Source organism: Brucella sp. BE17, assembly GCF_039545455.1.
Taxonomy (GTDB): Bacteria; Pseudomonadota; Alphaproteobacteria; order Rhizobiales; family Rhizobiaceae; genus Brucella.
This window is the reverse complement of the sequence record NZ_CP154467.1, coordinates 1107782-1127894: the sequence shown is the minus strand read 5'-3', so window position 1 is coordinate 1127894 and position 20113 is coordinate 1107782. Positions and strand designations below refer to the sequence as shown.

Genomic DNA, 20113 nt, shown 5'->3' with positions numbered 1-20113 from the left:
GTGCCGCCAGATTAAATAAATGGTTTGACCAAATGAGCGGATTTAAAACGGACAACCTTTCCGTAAACGCAGTGGCCTTGGCCAAAATGGAACCCGGCCATGTCTGGCTGGTTGGTGCCGGCCCCGGGGATCCGGGTCTGCTCACCCTTCATGCCGTCAATGCGTTGCGTGAGGCGGACGTGATCGTCTATGATGCGCTGGTCGATGAAACCTGCCTGTCATTAAAAAAGCCCACGGCAATTCTTGAATATGCGGGAAAACGCGGCGGCAAGCCGTCACCGAAACAGCGCGATATTTCATTGCGTCTGGTGGAATTGGCTCGGCAGGGCAAAAGGGTGTTGCGGCTCAAAGGCGGCGATCCATTCGTTTTCGGGCGCGGGGCCGAGGAGGCGCTGACACTGGTCGAGCATCATGTGCCGTTCCGCATTGTTCCCGGCATCACAGCAGGCATTGGCGGACTTGCCTATGCGGGCATCCCCGTAACGCATCGCGATATCAACCAGTCCGTGACTTTTTTGACAGGTCATGACGCAACGGGGCTTGTGCCGGACGGCGTTGATTGGGAAGGTATCGCAAGATCATCGGCTGTCATCATCATGTATATGGCGATGAAGCATATAGAGCTGATCACGGGGCGGCTTATGGCAGCAGGGCGTTCGGGTGAGGAACTGGTAGCCTTTGTCTCCAATGCCAGCCTGCCGAGCCAAAGGGTTCTGGAAACGACACTGGCGCGTGCGGCAGATGACGTGGCAGCCTCGGGCATGGAGCCGCCAGCCATCGTTGTGGTGGGTGATGTGGTGAAATTGCGGGCCGGTCTTGACTGGCTTGGTGCGAAACAGGGCAAACAACTGGTCGGCGATCCGCTGGCAACGCGGCAGAAAGGGCAGAGCGCATGAAGGGGTTTATGATCGCGGCACCGCAATCGGGTTCGGGAAAGACCACGGTGACGCTCGGCCTACTGCGCGCTTTGGCGCGCAAGGGCGTAGCACTTGCACCCGCCAAGGCCGGTCCCGATTATATCGACCCCGCTTATCACAAGGCGGCAAGCGGTGCGGATTGTTTCAACCTTGATCCATGGGCAATGCGTCCGGAGTTGATCAGTGCCTTGTCGTCGCGCATGACGGAAGGCGGGAAGCTGTTGATCGCAGAGGCCATGATGGGGCTTTTCGACGGTGCGCAGGATGGCAAGGGATCGTCTGCGGACCTTGCGCATATGCTCGATCTCGCCGTGGTGCTGGTGATTGATTGCGCAAAACAATCGCATTCCATCGCCGCACTCGTGCAAGGCTTCAGCCGTTTTCGCAAGGATATCATGGTGTCCGGCGTCATCCTCAATCGTGTCGGCAGCCCGCGTCATGAAACCATGTTGCGCGATGCATTGAGGCCGCTTGGTGTGAGCGTTCTGGGTGCAGTGCCCAATGATTTGCAGCTTGCTTTGCCCGAGCGACATCTGGGCCTCGTTCAGGCGCGTGAACATCCCGATCTTGAACGCTTTCTCGATCATGCAGCCGACGTCATGCAGACACAGATCGACTGGTCTGCGCTGGAGCGGTTGTGGTCCGCGCCCACGCGCTATGAGCCGATGGCCAATGTGCCGCGTCTCGCACCGCTCGGCAGTCACATTGCTGTTGCGCGTGACGATGCCTTCGCCTTTGCCTATGCGCATCTTTTCGAGGGCTGGCTGAGACGCGGCACCGAGATCAGCTTCTTTTCGCCACTGGCCGATGAGGCACCGTCAACCGACGCCGATGCGATTTATCTGCCGGGCGGCTATCCCGAACTTTATGCCGGTCAACTGGCTGCGGCAGCTAATTTCCGTGCGGCCATGACGGCAGCGGCCGCACGAAATGTCGCTATTTATGGCGAATGCGGCGGCTATATGGTGCTGGGCGAGACGCTGGAAGACGCGGGGGGTATAAGCCACGCCATGTTGGGGCTTTTGCCGCTTGCAACCAGCTTTGCCAATCGCAAGCGCCAGCTTGGCTATCGTGTGATGGAGCCGCTGGCCGGTTCGCCATGGCAGATGCCGCTTAAAGGTCACGAGTTTCATTATGCCAGCATCGTGCGCGAAGGTGCGGGCGAGCGGCTGTTTCGGGTGCGCGATGCGCTGGGCGAAGATCGTGGCGAGGCGGGTCTGCGTGTGGGGTCTGTCGCAGGCTCCTTCCTGCATGTCATCGACTTTGCCGGAGACGATGCGTGAGTCATATCGAGCATGGCGGGGCGCTCGACGGGGCCATCGCCGTATATGGCGGCGCAGCAGAAGACTGGCTTGATCTCTCCACGGGTATCAACCCGGAGCATTTTCTGTTGCCGCCTTTGCCAGCCGCACTCTGGAACCGTCTGCCCGATGAAAGCCTGTCAGAGAAAACGATCTATCATGCGCGTCGATATTATGGTGTTGCGGAGGGTGCCGCTATTGTTGCAGCACCCGGCACGCAGGCGCTTATTCAACTTATCCCGACATTGACAAAGCCTGCAACAGTGGCCGTGCTGACGCCGACCTATCAGGAACATGCGCGGTGTTTCGAAGCATCGGGTTGGTCGGTGGTGAAATGTGCAAGCCTTGACGCAATTCCTGAAAGTGCCAGTGTTGCGGTGATCGTCAATCCCAACAATCCCGACGGACGGGTGATTGCGCGGGAGGATTTGGTAGCCCTTGCAAAAAAGCTTGGGTCAAGGGGTGGCTTTCTGATCGTGGACGAGGCTTTTGCCGATCCGCACCCGGCGGTCAGCATTGTGCCGCACATGGCCGATGCGCCGCTGATCGTTTTGAAATCCTTTGGCAAGTTTTTCGGCCTTGCAGGGATTAGGCTGGGTTTTGCCATTGGCCCGGAAAATTTCGCGTCCCGGATCGCGCAGCGTCTGGGACCGTGGGCTGTGCCCGGTCCCACCCTTGCCATTGCCGCGCATGCTTTTTCAGAAGAGCAGGAATTGCAGCGGTTTCGTGCGCGATTGAATGCGCGCCGTAAAGCTTTGACGTCTGTGCTTGAGCGCACGCAATTAACAGAAATCGGTGGAACCGAACTCTTTGCGCTGGTGGAAACGCCTCAGGCAGAGGCCTTGTATGAACGCCTGTGCCAAAGGCATATTCTGGTCAGAAAATTCTCCTATGCGCCGCATTGGTTACGCATCGGGCTGGCACTGGATGAGGTCGCTCTGCTGCGCCTGGAACAGGCTTTGACACATTGAGCGTCTTGAAAAAATGATTCAGGAATTCTGGTCAAGCTTATGGAAATAAAGCTGATAATCCTGTCGCTAGCGCTCATTTTGGATCGCGTGATCGGTGATCCGCCAAAACTATGGCAAAGATTACCGCATCCGGTGGTGGCGTTCGGCAGAGCGATTTCATGGGGCGAAAGGCGCTTCAATGATGCCGCACTTTCCGCCGAGGTTTTGCGGCGTAACGGCATGGCATTGACCGTGGTACTGGTTGCCGTCTGCATTGCTTTGGGCTTGATCGTCGAGGCGGTTTTGCCCTTCATGGGTACAGCAGGGGCACTGGTGGAAATCCTGATCGTGGCGGTGTTTCTTGCGCAAAAAAGTCTAGCTGATCATGTGCGCGCCGTCCTCACTGGCTTGCGGGACGAGGGGATTGAAGGGGGGCGCAAAGCAGTTTCGATGATCGTGGGGCGCAATCCCGATCAACTGGACGAAGGCGGTGTCAGTCGTGCGGCGATCGAAAGCCTGGCTGAAAATGCCTCCGATGGTATTGTCGCGCCCGCCTTCTGGTTTCTGATTGGCGGTCTGCCGGGATTGTTTGCCTATAAGCTGATCAATACGGCGGATTCGATGATCGGCCATCTTAATGATCGTTATCGCCATTTCGGACGCTTTGCCGCCCGGCTGGACGATGTCGTCAATTATCTGCCTGCCCGTCTGACTGGATTGCTGAGCGTTATGGCTGCAGCGTTTACCGACGGCAGAAGTGTTGGTAAGAGGGCTTTCAACGCTATGCGCCGCGATGCGCGATTGCATCGTTCGCCCAATGCGGGCTGGCCCGAATCAGCTTTTGCCGGTGCGCTTGATCTGGCGTTGGCCGGGCCGCGTCAATATGGGGCGGAAAAAGTCGAAGGTCCGATGCTTAATGCATCCGGCAAGCGCGATGCGGATGTGGGCGACATCGCGGCGGCACTCAAACTGTTCTGGAGGACCATGAGTCTGATGACGGGCTTGGTGATGAGTACCAGCCTGATCGGGCTTATCTGTCGGCTGGTATAAACCTCTTGCCGTCATAGCGCTGCAAACGGTTGGGATTGTCTGTGCGTAAGCCGTTTGGGTCGAACTTGATGGTGCCGAGCGCAGTCTCGAACGAAACATTGCGCAACACATCCGGCAACGGTTGCTTGCGTTCTTGCGCCTGGGCAAGTGCTGAAACTGTGATTTCAACGCTCGCATATCCGGTGATGGCAAAGCCATCGACCAGATCGCCGGACGCCTTCAGGGCGTCGATGGCGGGCTTTGCTGTCGGCAGGTTTTGCGGTTTTAGCGGGGCTGTCATCAACGTGCCTTCAGCAAGCGGCACCGCGCCGGGGACCGCATCGAGCAGACTGCCGCCTGCGATCACCAGTGGATAGTTCATTCTTTCCGCGCTGGCTGCGATTGCCGAAATGTCGTCGCGCTCCCCGCCGACATAGACATGGCTGGCCCCGGCGCGTTTTAGCCTTGCGATAAGCGCATTCTGGTTTTCAAGGCCGGGGCGGTAGGTGTCGGTGAAGACAGGTTGCAACTGTTGCGCCTTGAGACTGGCCAGTACGTGGCCTGCACGTTCACGGCCCTCGATGGTGCCATCTTCGATAATGGCAAAGGGCTGGGCGCGCCAAAGACTTCCAAGAAAACTGGCTGTCGCCTGCGTTTCCTTATTCAGCCCTGTCGTCAGCCGGAATGTCGGCATCGCAGGTGACGTCCGCTTTTCGGTGAGTGTCGGTTCGCTGATGCCGGAAATAATGATCGGAATATTGCGTTTTCCTAGCACCCGAAGGGCTGCCTCAAGCGCCTCCGAGCAAAGAAATCCAGCTGCGATCTGCACATTTTGCTGCACAAAGCGTTCCGCAGCATCTTTGCCGCCCTCCGCCGTGCAATGATCGTCGGAGACAACCAGTTCCGCGCCTTTCGCCAAAGCGGCGATACGCGCACCTTGCGCAAGCTGGTTGCCGAGCGGCGCGAAAGTGCCGGATAGCGGTGCTGCAAATCCGATACGCATGTTTTCGGCATAAACAGGGAGGCTTCCTGCCATCAAAAGAATGGCAAGGCTCGTCAGGGCAGTGGCGGGATTCTTTCCCGAAACAATCACGTTAATGGTCTTCTTTAACAAATCGTGGCAATGTGAACGGAATGTGGGTAGCGGTTTCCGTGTCTTTGTGCAATGCCCGTGATATATGTGACGTTGGTTGCTTGAGGAACGGATCATTTCGAACGTGCAGACGATAAACAACATCATTTCCAGTGCGGTATCGGTCGAATCTGCGGCTTACCGCGATGCGATGAGCCATTATGCCGGTGCAGTGCAGATCGTAACGACCGATGGCAACGCGGGACGGCGCGGACTGACTTTGACGGCATCCTGTTCGGTGTCCGATAATCCGGCGAGTGTTCTCATTTGTCTTCAGAAGTCCCATGAGGCAAATCGTCTGTTTCTTGAGAATGGCGTGTTTGCCGTCAATACGCTTTCGGGAACGCACCAGCAGCTTGCCGATGCTTTTTCTGGCAGGATAGGGCTCACACAGGACGAACGTTTTGAACTGGCAAAGTGGGAGCGACTAGCCACAGGAGCGCCCGTTCTGGTCGATGCGCTCGCGGCATTTGATTGCCGGGTAACGAGCGTTGAGGATCATCAGACCCATTTTGTGATCTTTGGTGAAGTGATGGCGCTACAGGCCAATAAATCAGCCTCGGCGCTTATCTATCTCAACCGGCGCTATCACGTTCTGGAAATTTGACGGTTTTATTGAGAGTATGATCCGATCAGAATGAAATGAGGATTGAGGATTATGCTGGGTTTGGAATGGATTAGAGCGTCGATCTGATAAAATTGGATCGAAAAACGCGCTTGGGAGACGAGATGAAAAGCTGCATGCGTGCGATCATCTGGGCAACAGCCCTGTTGTTTTCGGTTCAAGCCTCGCTTTCTCAGGCCCCGTCGGCCCAAGGTTCGTTGCCAGCGTTCAAGGATGATTATTTCAAGTATCCCGGTGTCGTGAAAGAAGCCGATGGTGGCGACTACAAGGTCATCGACTATAACGAGATGCGCGATATCAATGGGCGTGATGCCGTGCCGGAAAAGCGCGTCAAGGATGCCTATGTCTCGTTGCGCGCGCGCGCTTATCAAAGAGATGTCACGTTTCAGACTGCGGCTGGCCCCGTAAAGGCCATGGTGGCAGGAAAGCGTGAGGGAGCATCCTTCATCGTCATCTATTTGCATGGGCGCGGTGGCAACCGCCATCAGGGCATGAATGACTTCACCTTTGGCGGCAATTTCAATCGCGTTAAAAACCTTGCCACCCGCAATAACGGTCTTTACGTCACTCCAGACTTTCGAAACTTCGAGGCGAGCGGTGAGGCGCAGATTGCCGGGCTGATTGATGCATTGAAGGCCTCCTCGCCGTCGGCTCCATTGATCCTGTCCTGCGGATCGCAGGGTGGTGCTCTGTGCTGGCGTGTCGCCTCCAATGCAAAAGCAGGGTCCCAGCTCTCTGGACTTATTCTTCTTGGGTCGTTGTGGGATGACAGTTTTTTCGCGTCTCCTGCCTTCAAGCGGCGCGTGCCCGTGTTCTTTGCACATGGCAGCCGCGATCCGGTTTTTGCCGTCGATCGGCAAGAAGCTTTCTATCGCGAAATCCGCAAGCGTGCGCCCGGCTATCCAACGCAGTTCCGCCGGTTCGAGAGCGGCAATCATGGCACGCCGATCCGCATGGCTGATTGGCGCGAAATGCTCAACTGGGTTTTGGCAAGGCGAAGTTAGCAGTTTACAGATACGAAATTCTGGCTCTGTGGCCTTCCTGCCACTCGACAATTGCCAAAAAGCGAATAGTTATCTGGATAAAATTTTGCCATCCCGCAGATCTTATGAGGTAGATCATCATGTACGGACGTGTCCGCGCTGGAGCCCGCTTTTTCGCAATTGTCCTATTGGCCCCGCTTGCTGCCGCCTGTACGACGACAGCACCTGTCGCAACCCCACCAGGCCTCACCGATTCTCCCGTGTCCGGTGCAGGTTCTTCGTTTTCAAAATTCATCCCGTCACCGGTCAGAAGCGTCGACTATGCTCTGGCGCAGCCTTGCATCACCGCTGCCGCCAACAAGTACTTCCTGCCTGAGCGCGCCATCAGCGCCACTGGTACGCGTCCGGGTGCCAACGGCGGCACAGATGTCGATCTGAAGGTCGATCTTCGCACAGCTGTCTGCTCGCTGACGGCCAATGGCGGCGTTCGTTCGGTCATCGATACATCGCCCAAGAGCGCGGATCAGGTTGCAGCCGAGGCTGCTGCTGCGAGAGCCACGCCCGTTGCTACATCGGCACCCAAGAAAGCGCGTGCCAAAAAGAACTAATTCTAAACAATTCGATAAGCTGTTCAAAAGGCGGGGTAATCCCGCCTTTTTATTTGTCAGGCTTTTCGCCGTACCAGCGCGGTGTATAGACCCATTCGCCACCGTCAGAACGCTCAAAACGTTGCGTGTGGGACGAGCCGATAATGACGACGGTGCGCATGTCGACATCATCCGGCGTCAAGGCTCCGAGCGTCATGACGCGTGAACTTTCGCCGGGCCTGCCGATGTCGCGCCCAAGCACAACCGGCGTCTCTTCTGTGCGATGTTGGCGCAGTATTTCCAGTGCGCGGGCAAGCTGATGCGGGCGAGCTTTGGAAATGGGGTTATAGAAGGCCATGGCGAAATCGGCTTTAGCTCCAAGCATCAGCCGTTTTTCGATTGTTTCCCATGGTTTCAGATTGTCGGATAAGGAAATCACGCAGAAATCGTGACCAAGCGGCGCGCCGCTGCGCGATGCAGCCGCCATGGCAGCTGAAATGCCGGGTTCTATTGTCAACTCCACGCCCTGCCAGGCCGGATTATCGCTCTCATGTAGCGCTTCAACGACTGCCGCAGCCATGGCAAAAACGCCCGGATCGCCGGAGGATACCATCGCCACCGAGTGCCCTTCGGCTGCGAGTGCAAAAGCATGGCGCGCACGCTGCATTTCCTCGCGATTATCGGTCATATGGAGGCTTTGTCCGGCATGGAACGGACCCGCCATGCGGACATAGGTTTCATAGCCCAGAATATCGTCGGCCTGCTCGATTGCCCGTTGCACGGCGGGCGTCATCAGATCACGCGACCCGGGGCCAAGGCCGATGACGGTCAGTCGCCCACGCTTGCGCCCGACAAGGAGCACATCCGCGGGAGTGACGGCAACAGCCAGTGTAAGATTTTCTGTTTCGATCACTCGAACCGGACTTTCAACAGAAAGGCGGGCGAGGACGGTGGCATCCTCTGCATTGTTCACAAAGCGCAAATCTACGGCTAGAGCCTTGGACGCTTCATGGATTTGCGGGGCGGCGCAATGGCGCTCATGCGCAAGCAGCAAAGCAAGAGAACTCTGTGCCAATCCGGCATCATCCAATGCGCGTGTGATCGCAGCGGCCAGATTGTCGACGGGCTTGTTCACAGCCACGGCCACCGTTTTTGGGTGATAGATCAGTTCATTCGGGGACGCGGGGCGATTGTCCGGCGTGATGGTGATCGCAAGCCTGCCATCATCGGCAAAGGATAATTTGGAATGTTGCAACCAGCGTGACTGGCCGTTGAGACGAACCGCACTTCCAGCCAGAAGATCGGAAGTGAAGGTCTTCGCGTCTTCCGGGTTGGCAAGGATCAATTGGGCAGGCGGGTTGAGCAGATTGATACCGAAACGCAACTCACCGGAGGTGGTGATTGCGGGCGTAACCTCCAGGGTTTTGGCAATCAGCCGCGCCATGTCGTTGACGCCGGATAACCCGCCCAGAAGCGGCACCACAGCAGTTCCATCCTCGGCTACGGCCAGAACTGGCGGTTCAATACGCTTGTTTTGCAAAAGCGGCGCCAGAGCGCGGATGATAATTCCGGCCGCGCATAGAGCGATGATCGGTCGACCTTCCTCATAGGCTGCGCGTATGGTATCGCCGAATTTGACAAAGCTTTTATCAGCGCTCTGCACTCGGTTATGCAGACCTAGAATGTCAGCGCCATCGAGTGTGGCTGCGATGCGCCGTGCCGTCGGCAGTGACGATTGCGCGAGCGTGAGGATAACGGGCTTCATGCGCCATTCCACTTAGCGCCCGGAACGAGGATCAGCGAGAAATAGGGGCAATCCTCACTATCCACATCGCCAAGCGGCAGGATGCGTTGGTTGGCCATGGTGGCGCGTTCGATATAAAGCGCACGTTCGATCAGGCCCAGTTCTGCAAGGGCGGCGCGTACCTTGTCAAGATTTTTACCAAGCTTCATGATGGCTGCGGCTTCACAACCGCCAAGCCTTTGCGTGAGTTCTTCTTTTTCCATAACGCCTGAAAGAACCGACAGCGTCTGGTTGCGATAGACAAGCGGCGCACCAAGCACTGCTGCCGCCCCAAGAATCGAGCAGATGCCCGGCACGACAGTCGTTTCATAAGTCTGTGCCAGCCGGTCATGAATATACATGAAGGAGCCGTAAAAGAACGGATCGCCTTCGGCAATCACCGCAACATCCTGTCCCCGGTCGAGATGCTCGGCGATGGTTGCGGTGATTTCGCCGTAAAAATCGCAGACGATTGCCTCATAATCCATATGTGATGGCAGTTTTTCAGTGGTCACCGGATAGATGAGCGGCAGCAATGTTTGCTCGGGCTTGAGATAGTTTTCGACGATTGTGAGCGCATTTCCTTTCTTGCCCTTGGCGGCATGATAGGCGACGACCGGAGCTGCCTGCAAAAGCCGCAATGCCTTCATGGTGATGAGCTCGGGATCACCTGGACCGACGCCCAGCCCGAAAAGCCTGCCTTTAGAGGCCATTATTCGCGCTCCGAGGCAAGGGCGTTGACGGCTGCTGCCGTCATGGCGCTGCCGCCGCGCCGCCCGCGCACCACCACATAAGGCACGCCACGACTGTTTGCGATGAGTTCGTCCTTTGATTCCGCAGCGCCGACAAAGCCGACCGGCATGCCGATGATGAGCGCGGGTTTTGGCGCACCTTGATCGAGCAGCTCAAACAGGCGGAACAGCGCAGTTGGTGCGTTGCCAATTGCGACTACGCTGCCTTCCAGATGCGGAAGCCAAAAGTCGAGGGCCGCCGCCGAACGGGTATTGCCGATGTTTTTCGCCAGTTGCGGTACGGACGGTTCATTAAGGGTGCAGATAACCGTATTGTTGGCGGGTAGACGCGCACGAGTGATGCCTTCGGCGACCATACGCGCATCGCAGAGGATCGGCGCACCTCTGGCAAGCGCCAGCCGTCCGGCGTCACCGGCATTTTTCGAGAAAGCAAGGTCATCGACCACATTCACCATGCCACAGGCATGGATGACGCGAACGGCCAGCTTTTCAAGATCGCCGGGAATGCGCGATAGGTCCGCTTCCGCGCGGATGATGGCGAAGGACCGGTCATAAATGGCCTGTCCGTCGCGGATGTAGTCGATCATGGTTTCCGCTCATGTGAATTGAGAAGGCGCACGGCTTTATCTATAGCCATATCGGACGCCAATAGCTGCCCGAAGCGGGATGGTCCAGCCTTGTCAGCAAAAAAGACATCGTAGCGCCCAGGTGCGGTGGCCAAAAGCGTATAGGGCAGGGGTGCAAGAGCCGCGCAGGATTTAGCGCAGCCGGTCAGGTGAACGGCGCCCGTGTCGTCATAGAGCTGTGCTGCCATATGCTGCGCATCACTGCGCGTGTCAGCCCGTGCCGACGCGCAGCCAGAGGTCCCGGTGCAGGCCCGAAGCCGCGCTTGCGGGCTATTGACGGCGGTGGCGAGGCCCATATCATGCAATTGTTGGATAAGCGCATCGCATTGATCGCCCCCGATATGGGGCAGCAGGAGGCTTTGCCAGGGCGTGAGCCGGATTTCGCCACCATTTGCGTCTCTGGCGATTGTTGCGATGCTTTTCAATTGAGTGGCGTTAAGTCTGCCCAACAGTGGCGTCGCGCCGACGTAGTATTTTCCATCCACTTGGCGATGCTTGCCCAAATGCGCAAACGCGTCTGGCGTGGATCGTTTCCAATCTTCTAGCGGTTCGATGGCAAAGCGTGCTGCAAGTTCGCGCATGAATTTTGCAACGGGCATGGTCTGGAACAGATATTTCATACGCGCAGGCGAACCCTGTGCGATGGAAAGCTGCAACAGCGTCTTCACGAAGGGAAGAAGGGTTTGTGCTTCGATTTTGCCGAGCGTTGCCTCGTCTGGTGCGGAAGCAAGCCCGAAGACGAAATGCTTGCCGTCCTTCATCGCAGAGAACCAGATATCGCCGGGATGCGAAATCATCGCGCAATTTTCGCCGCCGTCGATCTGAAACGAAAATTTGGGCGAAAGACTATGAAAAGAAACCTCATCTTCCAGCATGGCGAGCAATGAACGTGCCAGAGGCGATACATCCAGAAGCTGACCTGCGTCGATGCCCGCGGTGGGGCTTACCATGACATTTCGAATATCGTCAGCGGAAGGAACATTTGCGCCAAGCCCGGCCTCATGCAGCGCGCCGACGGCCTGATCCCAGTGTTCTGGCGCAATGCCGCGTAGCTGGAGATTGCTGCGGATGGAAAGCTCGACTGCGCCGCCTGCAAAATCCGCTGCAATGTCGGCCAACCGCAATGCCTGATCGGCTGTAAGCCGCCCCAGTGGCAATTTTATGCGCGCAATCGCGCCGTCCCGCGCCATGACCATGCGCGATAATCCTGGACAGGCATTGCGCCGGTCGTTGATATTTTCCGCGCTTGTTCGCACTGGCTGACGATTCAACATGACTGTCTTATACGCCTTGAAATTGCGTGCGCAAAGTGGGTGCACTTGCGCTTCGTGCTGCCGCACTCTACCACCGCAGCAAAGGAGCAAAGGCATGACATGCTGGCTTAAGGTCATCGGTATCGGCGAAGACGGATTGGACGGATTGGGTGTGATGGCGCGGGACGCTATCAACGCAGCCGATGTTGTGTTTGGCGGTGCACGACATCTCGCGCTTGTAGGCGCGACACCCAATGCACGACGCATTTCATGGCCTTCGCCCTTCGATAAGGCTTTTGCTATGATCTCTGCCGAGCGGGGCAAGCGGGTCGTTGTACTGGCCAGCGGTGATCCGATGTTTTACGGAATGGGCGCATCTTTGAGCCGTCATTTTTCGTCCAAAGAAATGCAGATCATTCCGCATCCTTCTTCGTTCTCGCTGGCAGCCGCCCGTATGGGCTGGTCCTTGCAGAATGTGCGTTCGTTGAGTGTACATGGACGTCCATTCGAGCTGCTTGTCCCGCATATATTGCCTGGAGAACGGATGCTGGTTCTAAGCCATGATGGCACGACGCCGCGAACAATTGCCGATACGCTTAAAGCGCGTGGCTTCGAACACAGCCGTATCGATGTTTTGGAACATCTTGGCGGACCGCAAGAGCGGCATCTTCATGCCATTGCCTGTGATTGGACGGAGAATTGCTGTGCGGCGCTGAATATCGTAGCCGTCGAATGTATCGCTGGCCCGGATGCAATGGTCCTTTCGCCAGTGGTGGGATTGCCGGATGAAGCCTTTGAAAATGACGGGCAACTGACCAAGCGCGACATACGTGCGGTGACGCTGTCGCGGCTCGCCCCCTTGCCGGGAGAACTGCTCTGGGATGTGGGCGCGGGCTGCGGCTCGATTGGTATTGAGTGGATGCGCATGCATCCATCCTGCCGCGCCATTGCCATTGAGGCACATGAAGGGCGACAGGGCTTGATTGCAAACAATCGTGCGGCTCTGGGTGTTCCGGGGCTGGAACTGGTCATGGGGCAAGCGCCGGATGCTTTTGAAGGTCTTCATCAACCGGATGCGATTTTCATCGGTGGTGGCGTCACGGATTCGGGTGTCTTGGAAGCGTGCTGGGACGCGCTGAAGCCCGGTGGGCGGCTTGTCGCCAATGCGGTGACGCTGCAAAGCGAGATGCGGCTTTTCGACTGGAAGCAACGTTTTGGCGGTGAGCTTTTGCGGCTTTCGCTGGCGCAGGCCGGGCCGCTTGGTTCGTTCGATGCCTGGCGGCAGGCCCTGCCTGTCACGCTTTATTGTGGTCGCAAATTGAAAAGATGACTTGAATCCTCATCTTATAATCGGGTAAGGCTTGCTGACAATTTGTCTGAACGGAGGACGGCCATGCCCGCACTCAACGCAAATACTCGTTTTGAACTGAACAATGCCGGTCACGTCGTCAATCAGCTGCTCGATCATTTTGTCGAACATGCCGACGTGCGTCGTGCAGAGGATAATGCGCAGCTCGTTTTGAGCTTCGGTCAGGCCGAGGTCAAATGGGATGACGGCAATGTCAGTGTCGATGTCGGCAGCGAGGACGAGGTAGGCCTCGCCTATATGAAATATTCCATTGCCGAACATGTGCTGGAATTTCTCGACAAGGGCAGTGTCAAGCCGAAGATCGTCTGGAACGGCGATGGTGCATCGGGTGGACCGCTTCCCTATTTCCGCGAAATGCAGGTTGTATCCGTCTCGAACGTCACGCCGCATATGCGTCGCGTAAGGCTCAAGGGCGATAATCTCCTGCGCTTTTCACAGGGCGGATTGCATATCCGCCTTCTGTTTCCGCCCAAGGGACTGGCAAAGCCGGAATGGCCGCTCATGGGTGAGGATGGACGCCCCGTCTGGCCGGAAGGAGACGCAAAACTTTCGACGCGCGTCTATACGATCCGCAATATTGATCCTGAAGCCGGCTTCGTGGACATCGACATGGTCGTTCACGGTGACGATAGCGATGCGCCGGGTTCAGGCTGGGCATTGAGCACAAAGCCGGGTGATATTGTCGGCATGACCGGTCCGGGCGGCGGAGGCAACGCCATCACGGCAAAATGGTGCCTGCTGGCGGGCGACGAAACAGCGCTTCCGGCAATTGGCCGTATTCTGGCAAATCTTGCCCAAGGGGTAAAGGCGGTGGTGCGGATTGAGATCGGTGATGCGTCGGAAGAGCAGGAGCTCGTTTCACGCGCCGATGTTGATCTGAAATGGCTGCATCGCAACGGTGCGGAAGCGGGGACGACCACGCTTTTGCAGGATGCGGTTTGCACTGTGGAACTGCCTGAGGGCGAAGAGGATATTTACGTCTGGGCGGCTTGTGAATTCAAAGCCTTCCGCACTATCCGCACCTATATGCGAAAGGAACGTAATATCCCCAAGGAGCAACAGCTCGTCGTTGCTTACTGGCGGCACGGTTTTGATGGCGACAATGCGCGACGTGCGTCAAAAGACTGATAAAAATGGGGACCAACAGGTCCCCATTTCTTTGTCAGATCGGGTTTTTCAGAACTTGTAGTTCACGCCTGCCTTGATAGCATGGTTCTTGAGGTCATTGCGTTGCGATATGCCATTGACCTCGGACTTCACATCGTTAAAGCGCTGGAAATCATATTCTGCCTTCAACGAAACTGGACCGGAGATTGCCTGTTCGACGCCTGCGCCGATCAGGAAGCCGCCTTCCCATCCGGGAGCGGAGGTGGTGTTGTCCTTGGCTTTAAAGCGTGTCACGCCATAACCAGCCGTTCCGTAAACGAGCGTTTTGTCGAAAGCGTAGCCAGCCTTGGCCTTGGCATTGGTGTTCCATGACTGCTGCAGACTGCCGCCGCGACCGATGCGGTGTTCTGCTTCGGCGAAATTGGCTTCCGCTTCCACACCCATGACGAAATTGCCGCTTTGCAGGTTCTTGCCTGCCACAACGCCGCCGAGCACGCCAGCGCGGTTCGTGAAAGGTCCTGGCACCTTGGACGAGGATGCACCGATCTGCGCGCCGACATAATTACCGGACCAGTCATGGGGGCCTGAAGCGACAGGTTCATTATAAGAATAATCGCCTCCATTATCCATTATATCGGCGGCGAATGTCGGGGCAGCCAGGCCCGCGATCGCGACTGTCAGCGTCGCTGAAAGATAAGAACGCTTCAACATCATTTACTCAACTCCTGAGCATTTCCAGCAAAAGTATTTTGCGTTCGATACTGCTTGATTCATACATCGCGCCTTGGGTGCAGGCTGCGTTGCGTGCTTGTGATGATGTGTGAATGTGTCCAAAACCGGAAAATTTGAAGCAAATTCGCCCGGTTTCCTGCGCTGTGTGGTTTTAGCGTTAACAGGCGGTAAATAAATGGCTTTGACTCAAATGCAATGCATTCAAATCAGCTTCAGCCCGCGAAAGCTGGTGCACCCGTCTCGCCCGACGATGACATGGTCGTGTACCGCGATATTAAGCGCCTTTGCAGCCTCCACCAGCATGCGTGTCATCTCGATATCGGCGCGCGATGGCGTCGGGTCGCCGGAAGGGTGATTGTGGACGAGAATGATTGCAGTGGCAGAGAGCTCCAGAGCACGTCGCACCACTTCGCGCGGATAGACCGGGGTGTGATCGACCGTGCCTTGCTGCTGCACCTCGTCAGCTATCAGGCGGTTCTTCTTGTCGAGAAAAAGGATGCGGAACTGTTCGCGTGTCTCATAGGCCATTGCCGCGGTGCAATATTCTATCACCTTGTTCCACGACCCCAGAACCTCGCGCTGCATCACCTGACTACGGGCGCTTCGCTTGGCAACTGCTTCAGCAATTTTCAGATCCATCGCCACTGAAGGGCCAGCGCCCGGCAATTCCGCGATCAGCTTTTCCGGTGCGCCCAGGACTTCGGCAAATGATCCGAACCGGGTGAGCAGCGATTTTGCAAGTGGCTTGGTATCGGCGCGCGGTATAACGCGGAAAAGCAGGAGTTCGAGCAATTCATAATCGGCAAGCGTATCGGGCGCGGCCCGGAAGCGTTGCTTCAGACGGTCGCGGTGGCCCAGATGGTGCGGCTTTTCCAGCTTCGGCGTAAGCTGCATCGTATCGTTGAAACCGGGAGCTTGAAGGTCTCCCGGTTGGCGCGGTTTCTTCGTCATTCTGTTCACACCCCGCAAAACAGATCAGACAGATATAAGTTTATCAGCGCATCGACACAGGACCGAAGGCATTGGCGGGCGAAAGCGTGAAAATCTCGCAGCCATCTTTGGTAACGCCAACCGTATGTTCGTATTGCGCCGTCAGCGAACGATCACGGGTGACCGCCGTCCAGCCATCGGACAAAACCTTTACCTGCGGCTTGCCCAGATTGATCATCGGCTCGATGGTGAAGATCATGCCTTCCTTTATTTCCACGCCGTCATTGGGCGACCCATAATGGAGAATATTGGGCGTATCGTGAAAAAGCTGACCGACGCCATGGCCGCAGAAATCACGCACCACGGAGCAACGCTCGCCCTCGGCAAAGGTCTGGATGGCCGCGCCAATGGCACCGGTCTTGACCCCCGGCTTCACTGCGGCGATGCCCAGCAACAGGCTTTCATAGGTTACTTCCAGCAGGCGTTCGGCAGCTCGCTTGATTTCACCGACCGCATACATGCGGCTCGAATCGCCATGCCAGCCGTCCAATAGATAGGTTACGTCCACATTGACGATATCGCCTTCGCGCAGCGGCTTGTCATTGGGGATCCCATGGCAGACGACATGATTTATCGATGTGCAGGACGATTTGGTATAGCCACGATAGTTTAGCGTCGCTGCAAAAGCGCCGTTATCCATGCCGAATTCAAAAACGAAACGATCGATTTCATTGGTGGTGACGCCCGGTTTGATAATATCGTTGAGGGCGTCGAGGCAACGTGCGGTGAGGTTGCACACTTTGCGCATGGCTTCAAAGCCTTCAGGGCCGTAAAGCTTGATCTGGCCGGTGTATTTCACGGGCGCGCTTGTGGCTTCGATATAGGTTACCATTACTCGATCCGTCTCTGTCTATCCAATAGGCACCAGTTGCGTGGCGTCGATGCTGTTATGCGTTATTTGGCATCGAATGGCCCAAGCCTCAACCCCCGCTGTGAGCGCGCGTTCGAATGCGCGTGCATAGGTTGGGTCGAGATCGCCGCAGATGCTGAATTTACTGCAATCGTTTCTCTGGATAATAAACAGCATCACGCCGCGATAGCCAGCGCTAACCACATCAATGAGTTCATTGAGATGTTTTGTGCCGCGTGCAGTGACCGTATCGGGAAACTCGGCCAAGCCCTTCGTGCGGGTGAAATGCACATTTTTCACTTCGACATAGGCACGTGGAAGCGGGCCATCGTCGAGCAGGATATCTATCCGTGAGTTGACGCCGTATTTCTGCTCGCGCCGCAGGCTGGCATAGCCATCAAGGCTAGGAATGAGACCTTTTAGAATGGCCTCCTCAGCGATACGGTTGGGCAGGCCCGTGTTGACACCCACGAGCGTTCCGTCGGCTTCAACAATCTGCAATGTATGGATATATTTGCGGTGGGGAGCATCGGACTTGCTCAGCCAGACACGGGCACCGGGTGTGCTCAAGCCCAACATCGAACCGGTATTGGGTACGGAAGCGGTAATGAAGTGACCGTCATCGAGTGTGACATCGGCCAGAAAGCGCTTGTAACGGCGTTCCAGCCGGCCGGAAATGAGGGGCGTTTGAAAAAACATGCGTCTTTAGAGCATTTCCAGCAAAAGGGTGAAATAGTTTTGCGTCAGATAACGCAAAAAGAAAAAGCAGATTCGGACAGATAGAGGAAATGGCTGTTCGTCCAATATATGGACGCAAGTCAAAATCTTTGAGCTTAGAAAAATGCTTTGACGAGGTCGGTCCAGTTCAGATCGGCACCGAGCACCATGGCGGTTGCAACAAGCCCGGCGCTGAGGAAGGTGAGGGTCGTTCTGGTTTCGCTGGTCATTATCGTATCCATCTTGGGCATGTAAAAATCTCGATGGAAATTTCGGGGTCGAATGAGCCGGGATTATGATGCGATAATGGCTATTCAGCGAAGTTTACCGGTAAGGGCGCAAAAGGGTAAATGATTGGCTAAGGTTGTTGCAAAATAGGACGCTAGTGAGAAGGAATGAGAATGTCGATGAAGACCGGCCCAAAGGCCTGAGTGATATTACTTTAAGAAAAATGAAAAACCAGCAAGTGGTACGCCCAAGGGGAATCGAACCCCTGTCTGCGCCGTGAAAGGGCGCTGTCCTAACCGCTAGACGATGGGCGCCTGTTGCTGGTGTGAGTGGGCTTATATTCAGGAAGGTTCGGGTACGCAACCCCCTAAAATCACTTTTCTGAAAAAAAACACAGCATTCGCAACAATTGCCTGAAAAACAACACGAAGCACAAACTATGCCTTTGATTAAAATAACAAAAAAAGCCGGATCAATTCGGTCCGGCTTTTTTCATCTGTTGATAAAGCGGTACCGCTCAGCGCTTGCAGCGCCAGTTCCAGTCGCGATCCGGGCCGACATCCACATGCACGGATTTCGTATGACAATAGGTGCCCACACCACCACGTCCCCGCATGGAGCGTGCATAGCGAGCCAGTTCCCATTTGGAGACGCCTTCGACTTGAATATCGGCGGCGGCACAGATCATATGCAGCGATTTGCGTGCGCCGTTGACCTTGCGGTTGTAGTTCGGGCTGCGATAGCCGGAGGTTACAACGACCGGACGGCGGAAGTGGCGCTCAATGGTTCGAAGCATCGTGACGAGCTGTGGCTTGAGGCAGGCGACATCGACCGTTTCGCGTTGCACCTTGAGACCATTTGGTGCCAATCTGGCAAGGCCGGGAGCAGAAGCCAACGTTACTCCGGGAAATTCGTCGTACTCATTCGCATCAACGTCACTGTCATCGGCAAGGCTGTTTCGATGCTTGATCTCAAAGCCGGCATTCGCGCGGACACCGGGAAGCGCATAACTGTAATTGTGCTTGGCGGCAGGGGAGACTGCTTTGACAACGGCAAGTTTCTTGTTTTCGGCCCGGTCGGAACGGCCATTGCCTGAATCTTCAGAAAAGAGGCGGGCAATACTGCCCTGCGAGGCGGTTGGTCGCTGCGGTGTGGCAAAAGCACTTGCGGTCTTCGGCGTGCCGAAAAGAGAGGTTGCCTGTGCCGGTTTTTCCGGCTGTTCTGTCTGAGTGACGGCCTCATTCTGCGCGGTCTGTGTTGTTCCGGCCTCGGTCTTGATTGGCGTGGCTGACGTCTGGCTGGGTTCAGCTTGCGTTGTTTTCGCAGGGCCGGAACCTCCCAGAAAACCCAACAGCGATGTTGACTTCTTTTCTGGGGGCGATGCCGCAGCGACCTGCGTCGCTTCTGCGCCAGGCTGGGTCTCGTCGGCACTGGCAACGCTGTTTGAGGCGGTGTTGGCTTCGACTGGTGCCTGCTGCGCGTTGCCATTCTTGGCTTCACTCGCCGTGCCGTCAGTTAAATTGTCTTCGGCCTTGGCCGTTTGTCCGGCTTCCGCTGCAACCGCCTGGTCGGCAGCGCTTTGTAGCGTATCCGCCAGCAGCGATCCATTATTATTCGCCGACAACTGCACACTCTGGCCATTGCTCGCGGTACCTGTGGAATTACAGGATGCCAGCACCAACGCCATTAGGGCGACGCTGCCTGAAAGAAATCTGCCGGCTGACCGGTGTGTAGAAGATATTAATTTCAATAGTTCGCTCCGACTCGATTTCCCTGGCCAATGGCGCAAACAGGACCCGTCCTGTCCGCATGGTTTCGGGAGATCGATTCTCCCCCATGAGATCAAACCACTCATAAATCTGGTTTTTCTCACAGATCCCGATGTCGATATCGGGAAATATATTGTATAATATCAATGCTTTGCGGAGTGATTGCCCATGTTCGTCAAGCAATCTCGGCATTGCCCCAGATTACCCGGGTGGTAACTGGTAGGCAATTTTTAGGTTTTTTATGCGCGTGGTGCAACTATTGAAGTGCATTTTCATGCTTTATTATCAAATAACGTACCATTTGCTTATTGATTGTTTCCGAGTAACGAAATGTTACTTGTTGCAATTTTCATTTATATTGCATTCCGAAAAGAGCGGCAACGCGTCGAAATGCGCTGGTTGGAGCATTCGCT

20 protein-coding genes and 1 tRNA gene are annotated in these 20113 nt (G+C 56.1%); 9 read left to right on the top strand and 12 right to left on the bottom strand.

The annotated features are described in order from the left end of the window. Positions 1–32: 32 nt before the first annotated feature. From cobA to cbiB, 4 genes are read left to right on the top strand one after another with little or no spacing between them, the layout of a single operon-like run. Positions 33–896, top strand: a complete 864-nt coding sequence (gene cobA, locus AAIB41_RS05525; RefSeq protein ID WP_343314623.1) for a uroporphyrinogen-III C-methyltransferase — start codon at positions 33–35, stop codon at positions 894–896. Then, positions 893–2200, top strand: coding sequence for a cobyrinate a,c-diamide synthase (locus AAIB41_RS05520; protein ID WP_343314622.1), 1308 nt, complete (start codon positions 893–895; stop codon positions 2198–2200). The genes cobA and AAIB41_RS05520 overlap by 4 nt, the downstream gene beginning before the upstream one ends. Further along, entirely contained in the window at positions 2197–3189 is a 993-nt protein-coding gene (cobD, locus tag AAIB41_RS05515; RefSeq protein ID WP_343314621.1) for a threonine-phosphate decarboxylase CobD, read from the top strand. Before AAIB41_RS05520 ends, cobD begins: the two co-directional genes overlap by 4 nt. 39 nt (positions 3190–3228) lie before the next feature. Continuing rightward, positions 3229–4218 carry an adenosylcobinamide-phosphate synthase CbiB gene (cbiB, locus tag AAIB41_RS05510; protein WP_343314620.1) on the top strand — a complete coding sequence of 330 codons (990 nt, stop codon included), beginning with the start codon at positions 3229–3231 and terminating at the stop codon, positions 4216–4218. On the opposite strand, the gene AAIB41_RS05505 is transcribed toward cbiB, so the two are convergent. Next, a complete protein-coding gene (locus AAIB41_RS05505; protein ID WP_343314619.1) occupies positions 4199–5290 on the bottom strand; it encodes a branched-chain amino acid ABC transporter substrate-binding protein in 1092 nt (363 codons plus the stop codon). The genes cbiB and AAIB41_RS05505 overlap by 20 nt on opposite strands. A 124-nt stretch (positions 5291–5414) precedes the next feature. On the opposite strand from AAIB41_RS05505, the gene AAIB41_RS05500 reads away from it, so the two are divergent. From AAIB41_RS05500 to AAIB41_RS05490, 3 genes are all read left to right on the top strand, one after another. Further along, a complete protein-coding gene (locus tag AAIB41_RS05500; protein ID WP_343314618.1) occupies positions 5415–5936 on the top strand; it encodes a flavin reductase family protein in 522 nt (173 codons plus the stop codon). A 122-nt stretch (positions 5937–6058) separates the two neighbouring features. Continuing rightward, positions 6059–6958: an alpha/beta fold hydrolase gene (locus AAIB41_RS05495; RefSeq protein ID WP_343314617.1), complete on the top strand. Its 900-nt coding sequence runs from the start codon at positions 6059–6061 to the stop codon at positions 6956–6958. Positions 6959–7077: 119 nt separating this feature from the next. Next, entirely contained in the window at positions 7078–7545 is a 468-nt protein-coding gene (locus AAIB41_RS05490; protein ID WP_343314616.1) for a hypothetical protein, read from the top strand. A gap of 49 nt (positions 7546–7594) precedes the next feature. Here the strand turns inward: AAIB41_RS05490 and cobJ are convergent, their stop codons facing one another. From cobJ to cobG, 4 genes are read right to left on the bottom strand one after another with little or no spacing between them, the layout of a single operon-like run. Further along, complete coding sequence (gene cobJ / locus AAIB41_RS05485) at positions 7595–9289, bottom strand: precorrin-3B C(17)-methyltransferase (protein WP_343314615.1); 1695 nt, start codon at positions 9287–9289, stop codon at positions 7595–7597. Continuing rightward, positions 9286–10020, bottom strand: a complete 735-nt coding sequence (locus tag AAIB41_RS05480; RefSeq protein ID WP_343314614.1) for a precorrin-2 C(20)-methyltransferase — start codon at positions 10018–10020, stop codon at positions 9286–9288. Before AAIB41_RS05480 ends, cobJ begins: the two co-directional genes overlap by 4 nt. After that, the gene (locus AAIB41_RS05475) at positions 10020–10646 is read right to left on the bottom strand and encodes a precorrin-8X methylmutase (RefSeq protein WP_343314613.1); all 627 of its coding nucleotides are present in this window, start codon (positions 10644–10646) and stop codon (positions 10020–10022) included. Before AAIB41_RS05475 ends, AAIB41_RS05480 begins: the two co-directional genes overlap by 1 nt. Then, positions 10643–11959 (bottom strand): precorrin-3B synthase, encoded by a 1317-nt coding sequence (cobG, locus tag AAIB41_RS05470; RefSeq protein WP_343314612.1) that lies wholly within the window; start codon positions 11957–11959, stop codon positions 10643–10645. The genes AAIB41_RS05475 and cobG overlap by 4 nt, the downstream gene beginning before the upstream one ends. 94 nt (positions 11960–12053) lie before the next feature. On the opposite strand from cobG, the gene cbiE reads away from it, so the two are divergent. Together cbiE and AAIB41_RS05460 are read left to right on the top strand one after the other, a co-directional pair. Beyond that, the gene (gene cbiE, locus AAIB41_RS05465; protein WP_343314610.1) at positions 12054–13268 is read left to right on the top strand and encodes a precorrin-6y C5,15-methyltransferase (decarboxylating) subunit CbiE; all 1215 of its coding nucleotides are present in this window, start codon (positions 12054–12056) and stop codon (positions 13266–13268) included. Between the two features lie 63 nt (positions 13269–13331). Continuing rightward, complete coding sequence (locus AAIB41_RS05460; RefSeq protein ID WP_343314609.1) at positions 13332–14435, top strand: siderophore-interacting protein; 1104 nt, start codon at positions 13332–13334, stop codon at positions 14433–14435. A gap of 48 nt (positions 14436–14483) precedes the next feature. Here the strand turns inward: AAIB41_RS05460 and AAIB41_RS05455 are convergent, their stop codons facing one another. From AAIB41_RS05455 to AAIB41_RS05425, 7 genes are all read right to left on the bottom strand, one after another. Beyond that, on the bottom strand, positions 14484–15125 hold the full coding sequence (locus AAIB41_RS05455; RefSeq protein WP_343314671.1) for an outer membrane protein: 642 nt from the start codon (positions 15123–15125) through the stop codon (positions 14484–14486). A gap of 222 nt (positions 15126–15347) precedes the next feature. Next, entirely contained in the window at positions 15348–16097 is a 750-nt protein-coding gene (gene radC, locus AAIB41_RS05450; RefSeq protein ID WP_343314608.1) for a DNA repair protein RadC, read from the bottom strand. 43 nt (positions 16098–16140) lie between these two features. Continuing rightward, entirely contained in the window at positions 16141–16968 is an 828-nt protein-coding gene (gene map / locus AAIB41_RS05445; protein ID WP_343314607.1) for a type I methionyl aminopeptidase, read from the bottom strand. Positions 16969–16986: 18 nt separating this feature from the next. Beyond that, a complete protein-coding gene (gene sfsA, locus AAIB41_RS05440; protein ID WP_343314606.1) occupies positions 16987–17685 on the bottom strand; it encodes a DNA/RNA nuclease SfsA in 699 nt (232 codons plus the stop codon). A 485-nt stretch (positions 17686–18170) separates the two neighbouring features. After that, a tRNA-Glu gene (locus AAIB41_RS05435) sits at positions 18171–18245 on the bottom strand. 203 nt (positions 18246–18448) lie between these two features. Then, positions 18449–19681 carry a D-Ala-D-Ala carboxypeptidase family metallohydrolase gene (locus tag AAIB41_RS05430; RefSeq protein WP_343314605.1) on the bottom strand — a complete coding sequence of 411 codons (1233 nt, stop codon included), beginning with the start codon at positions 19679–19681 and terminating at the stop codon, positions 18449–18451. Further along, positions 19593–19892, bottom strand: a complete 300-nt coding sequence (locus AAIB41_RS05425) for a hypothetical protein (protein ID WP_343314823.1) — start codon at positions 19890–19892, stop codon at positions 19593–19595. Before AAIB41_RS05425 ends, AAIB41_RS05430 begins: the two co-directional genes overlap by 89 nt. Between the last annotated feature and the right edge of the window lie 221 nt (positions 19893–20113).

Excerpts from the sequence above, each read along its gene's own strand:
- cobA (WP_343314623.1), top strand. The coding sequence starts at position 33 with ATGAGCGGATTTAAAACGGACAACCTTTCCGTAAACGCAGTGGCCTTG.
- AAIB41_RS05520 (WP_343314622.1), top strand. The coding sequence starts at position 893 with ATGAAGGGGTTTATGATCGCGGCACCGCAATCGGGTTCGGGAAAGACC.
- cbiB (WP_343314620.1), top strand. The coding sequence starts at position 3,229 with ATGGAAATAAAGCTGATAATCCTGTCGCTAGCGCTCATTTTGGATCGC.
- AAIB41_RS05495 (WP_343314617.1), top strand. The coding sequence starts at position 6,059 with ATGAAAAGCTGCATGCGTGCGATCATCTGGGCAACAGCCCTGTTGTTT.
- AAIB41_RS05490 (WP_343314616.1), top strand. The coding sequence starts at position 7,078 with ATGTACGGACGTGTCCGCGCTGGAGCCCGCTTTTTCGCAATTGTCCTA.
- cobJ (WP_343314615.1), bottom strand. The coding sequence starts at position 9,289 with ATGAAGCCCGTTATCCTCACGCTCGCGCAATCGTCACTGCCGACGGCA.
- AAIB41_RS05480 (WP_343314614.1), bottom strand. The coding sequence starts at position 10,020 with ATGGCCTCTAAAGGCAGGCTTTTCGGGCTGGGCGTCGGTCCAGGTGAT.
- AAIB41_RS05475 (WP_343314613.1), bottom strand. The coding sequence starts at position 10,646 with ATGATCGACTACATCCGCGACGGACAGGCCATTTATGACCGGTCCTTC.
- cobG (WP_343314612.1), bottom strand. The coding sequence starts at position 11,959 with ATGTTGAATCGTCAGCCAGTGCGAACAAGCGCGGAAAATATCAACGAC.
- cbiE (WP_343314610.1), top strand. The coding sequence starts at position 12,054 with ATGACATGCTGGCTTAAGGTCATCGGTATCGGCGAAGACGGATTGGAC.
- AAIB41_RS05460 (WP_343314609.1), top strand. The coding sequence starts at position 13,332 with ATGCCCGCACTCAACGCAAATACTCGTTTTGAACTGAACAATGCCGGT.
- AAIB41_RS05455 (WP_343314671.1), bottom strand. The coding sequence starts at position 15,125 with ATGTTGAAGCGTTCTTATCTTTCAGCGACGCTGACAGTCGCGATCGCG.
- radC (WP_343314608.1), bottom strand. The coding sequence starts at position 16,097 with ATGACGAAGAAACCGCGCCAACCGGGAGACCTTCAAGCTCCCGGTTTC.
- map (WP_343314607.1), bottom strand. The coding sequence starts at position 16,968 with ATGGTAACCTATATCGAAGCCACAAGCGCGCCCGTGAAATACACCGGC.
- sfsA (WP_343314606.1), bottom strand. The coding sequence starts at position 17,685 with ATGTTTTTTCAAACGCCCCTCATTTCCGGCCGGCTGGAACGCCGTTAC.
- AAIB41_RS05425 (WP_343314823.1), bottom strand. The coding sequence starts at position 19,892 with ATGCCGAGATTGCTTGACGAACATGGGCAATCACTCCGCAAAGCATTG.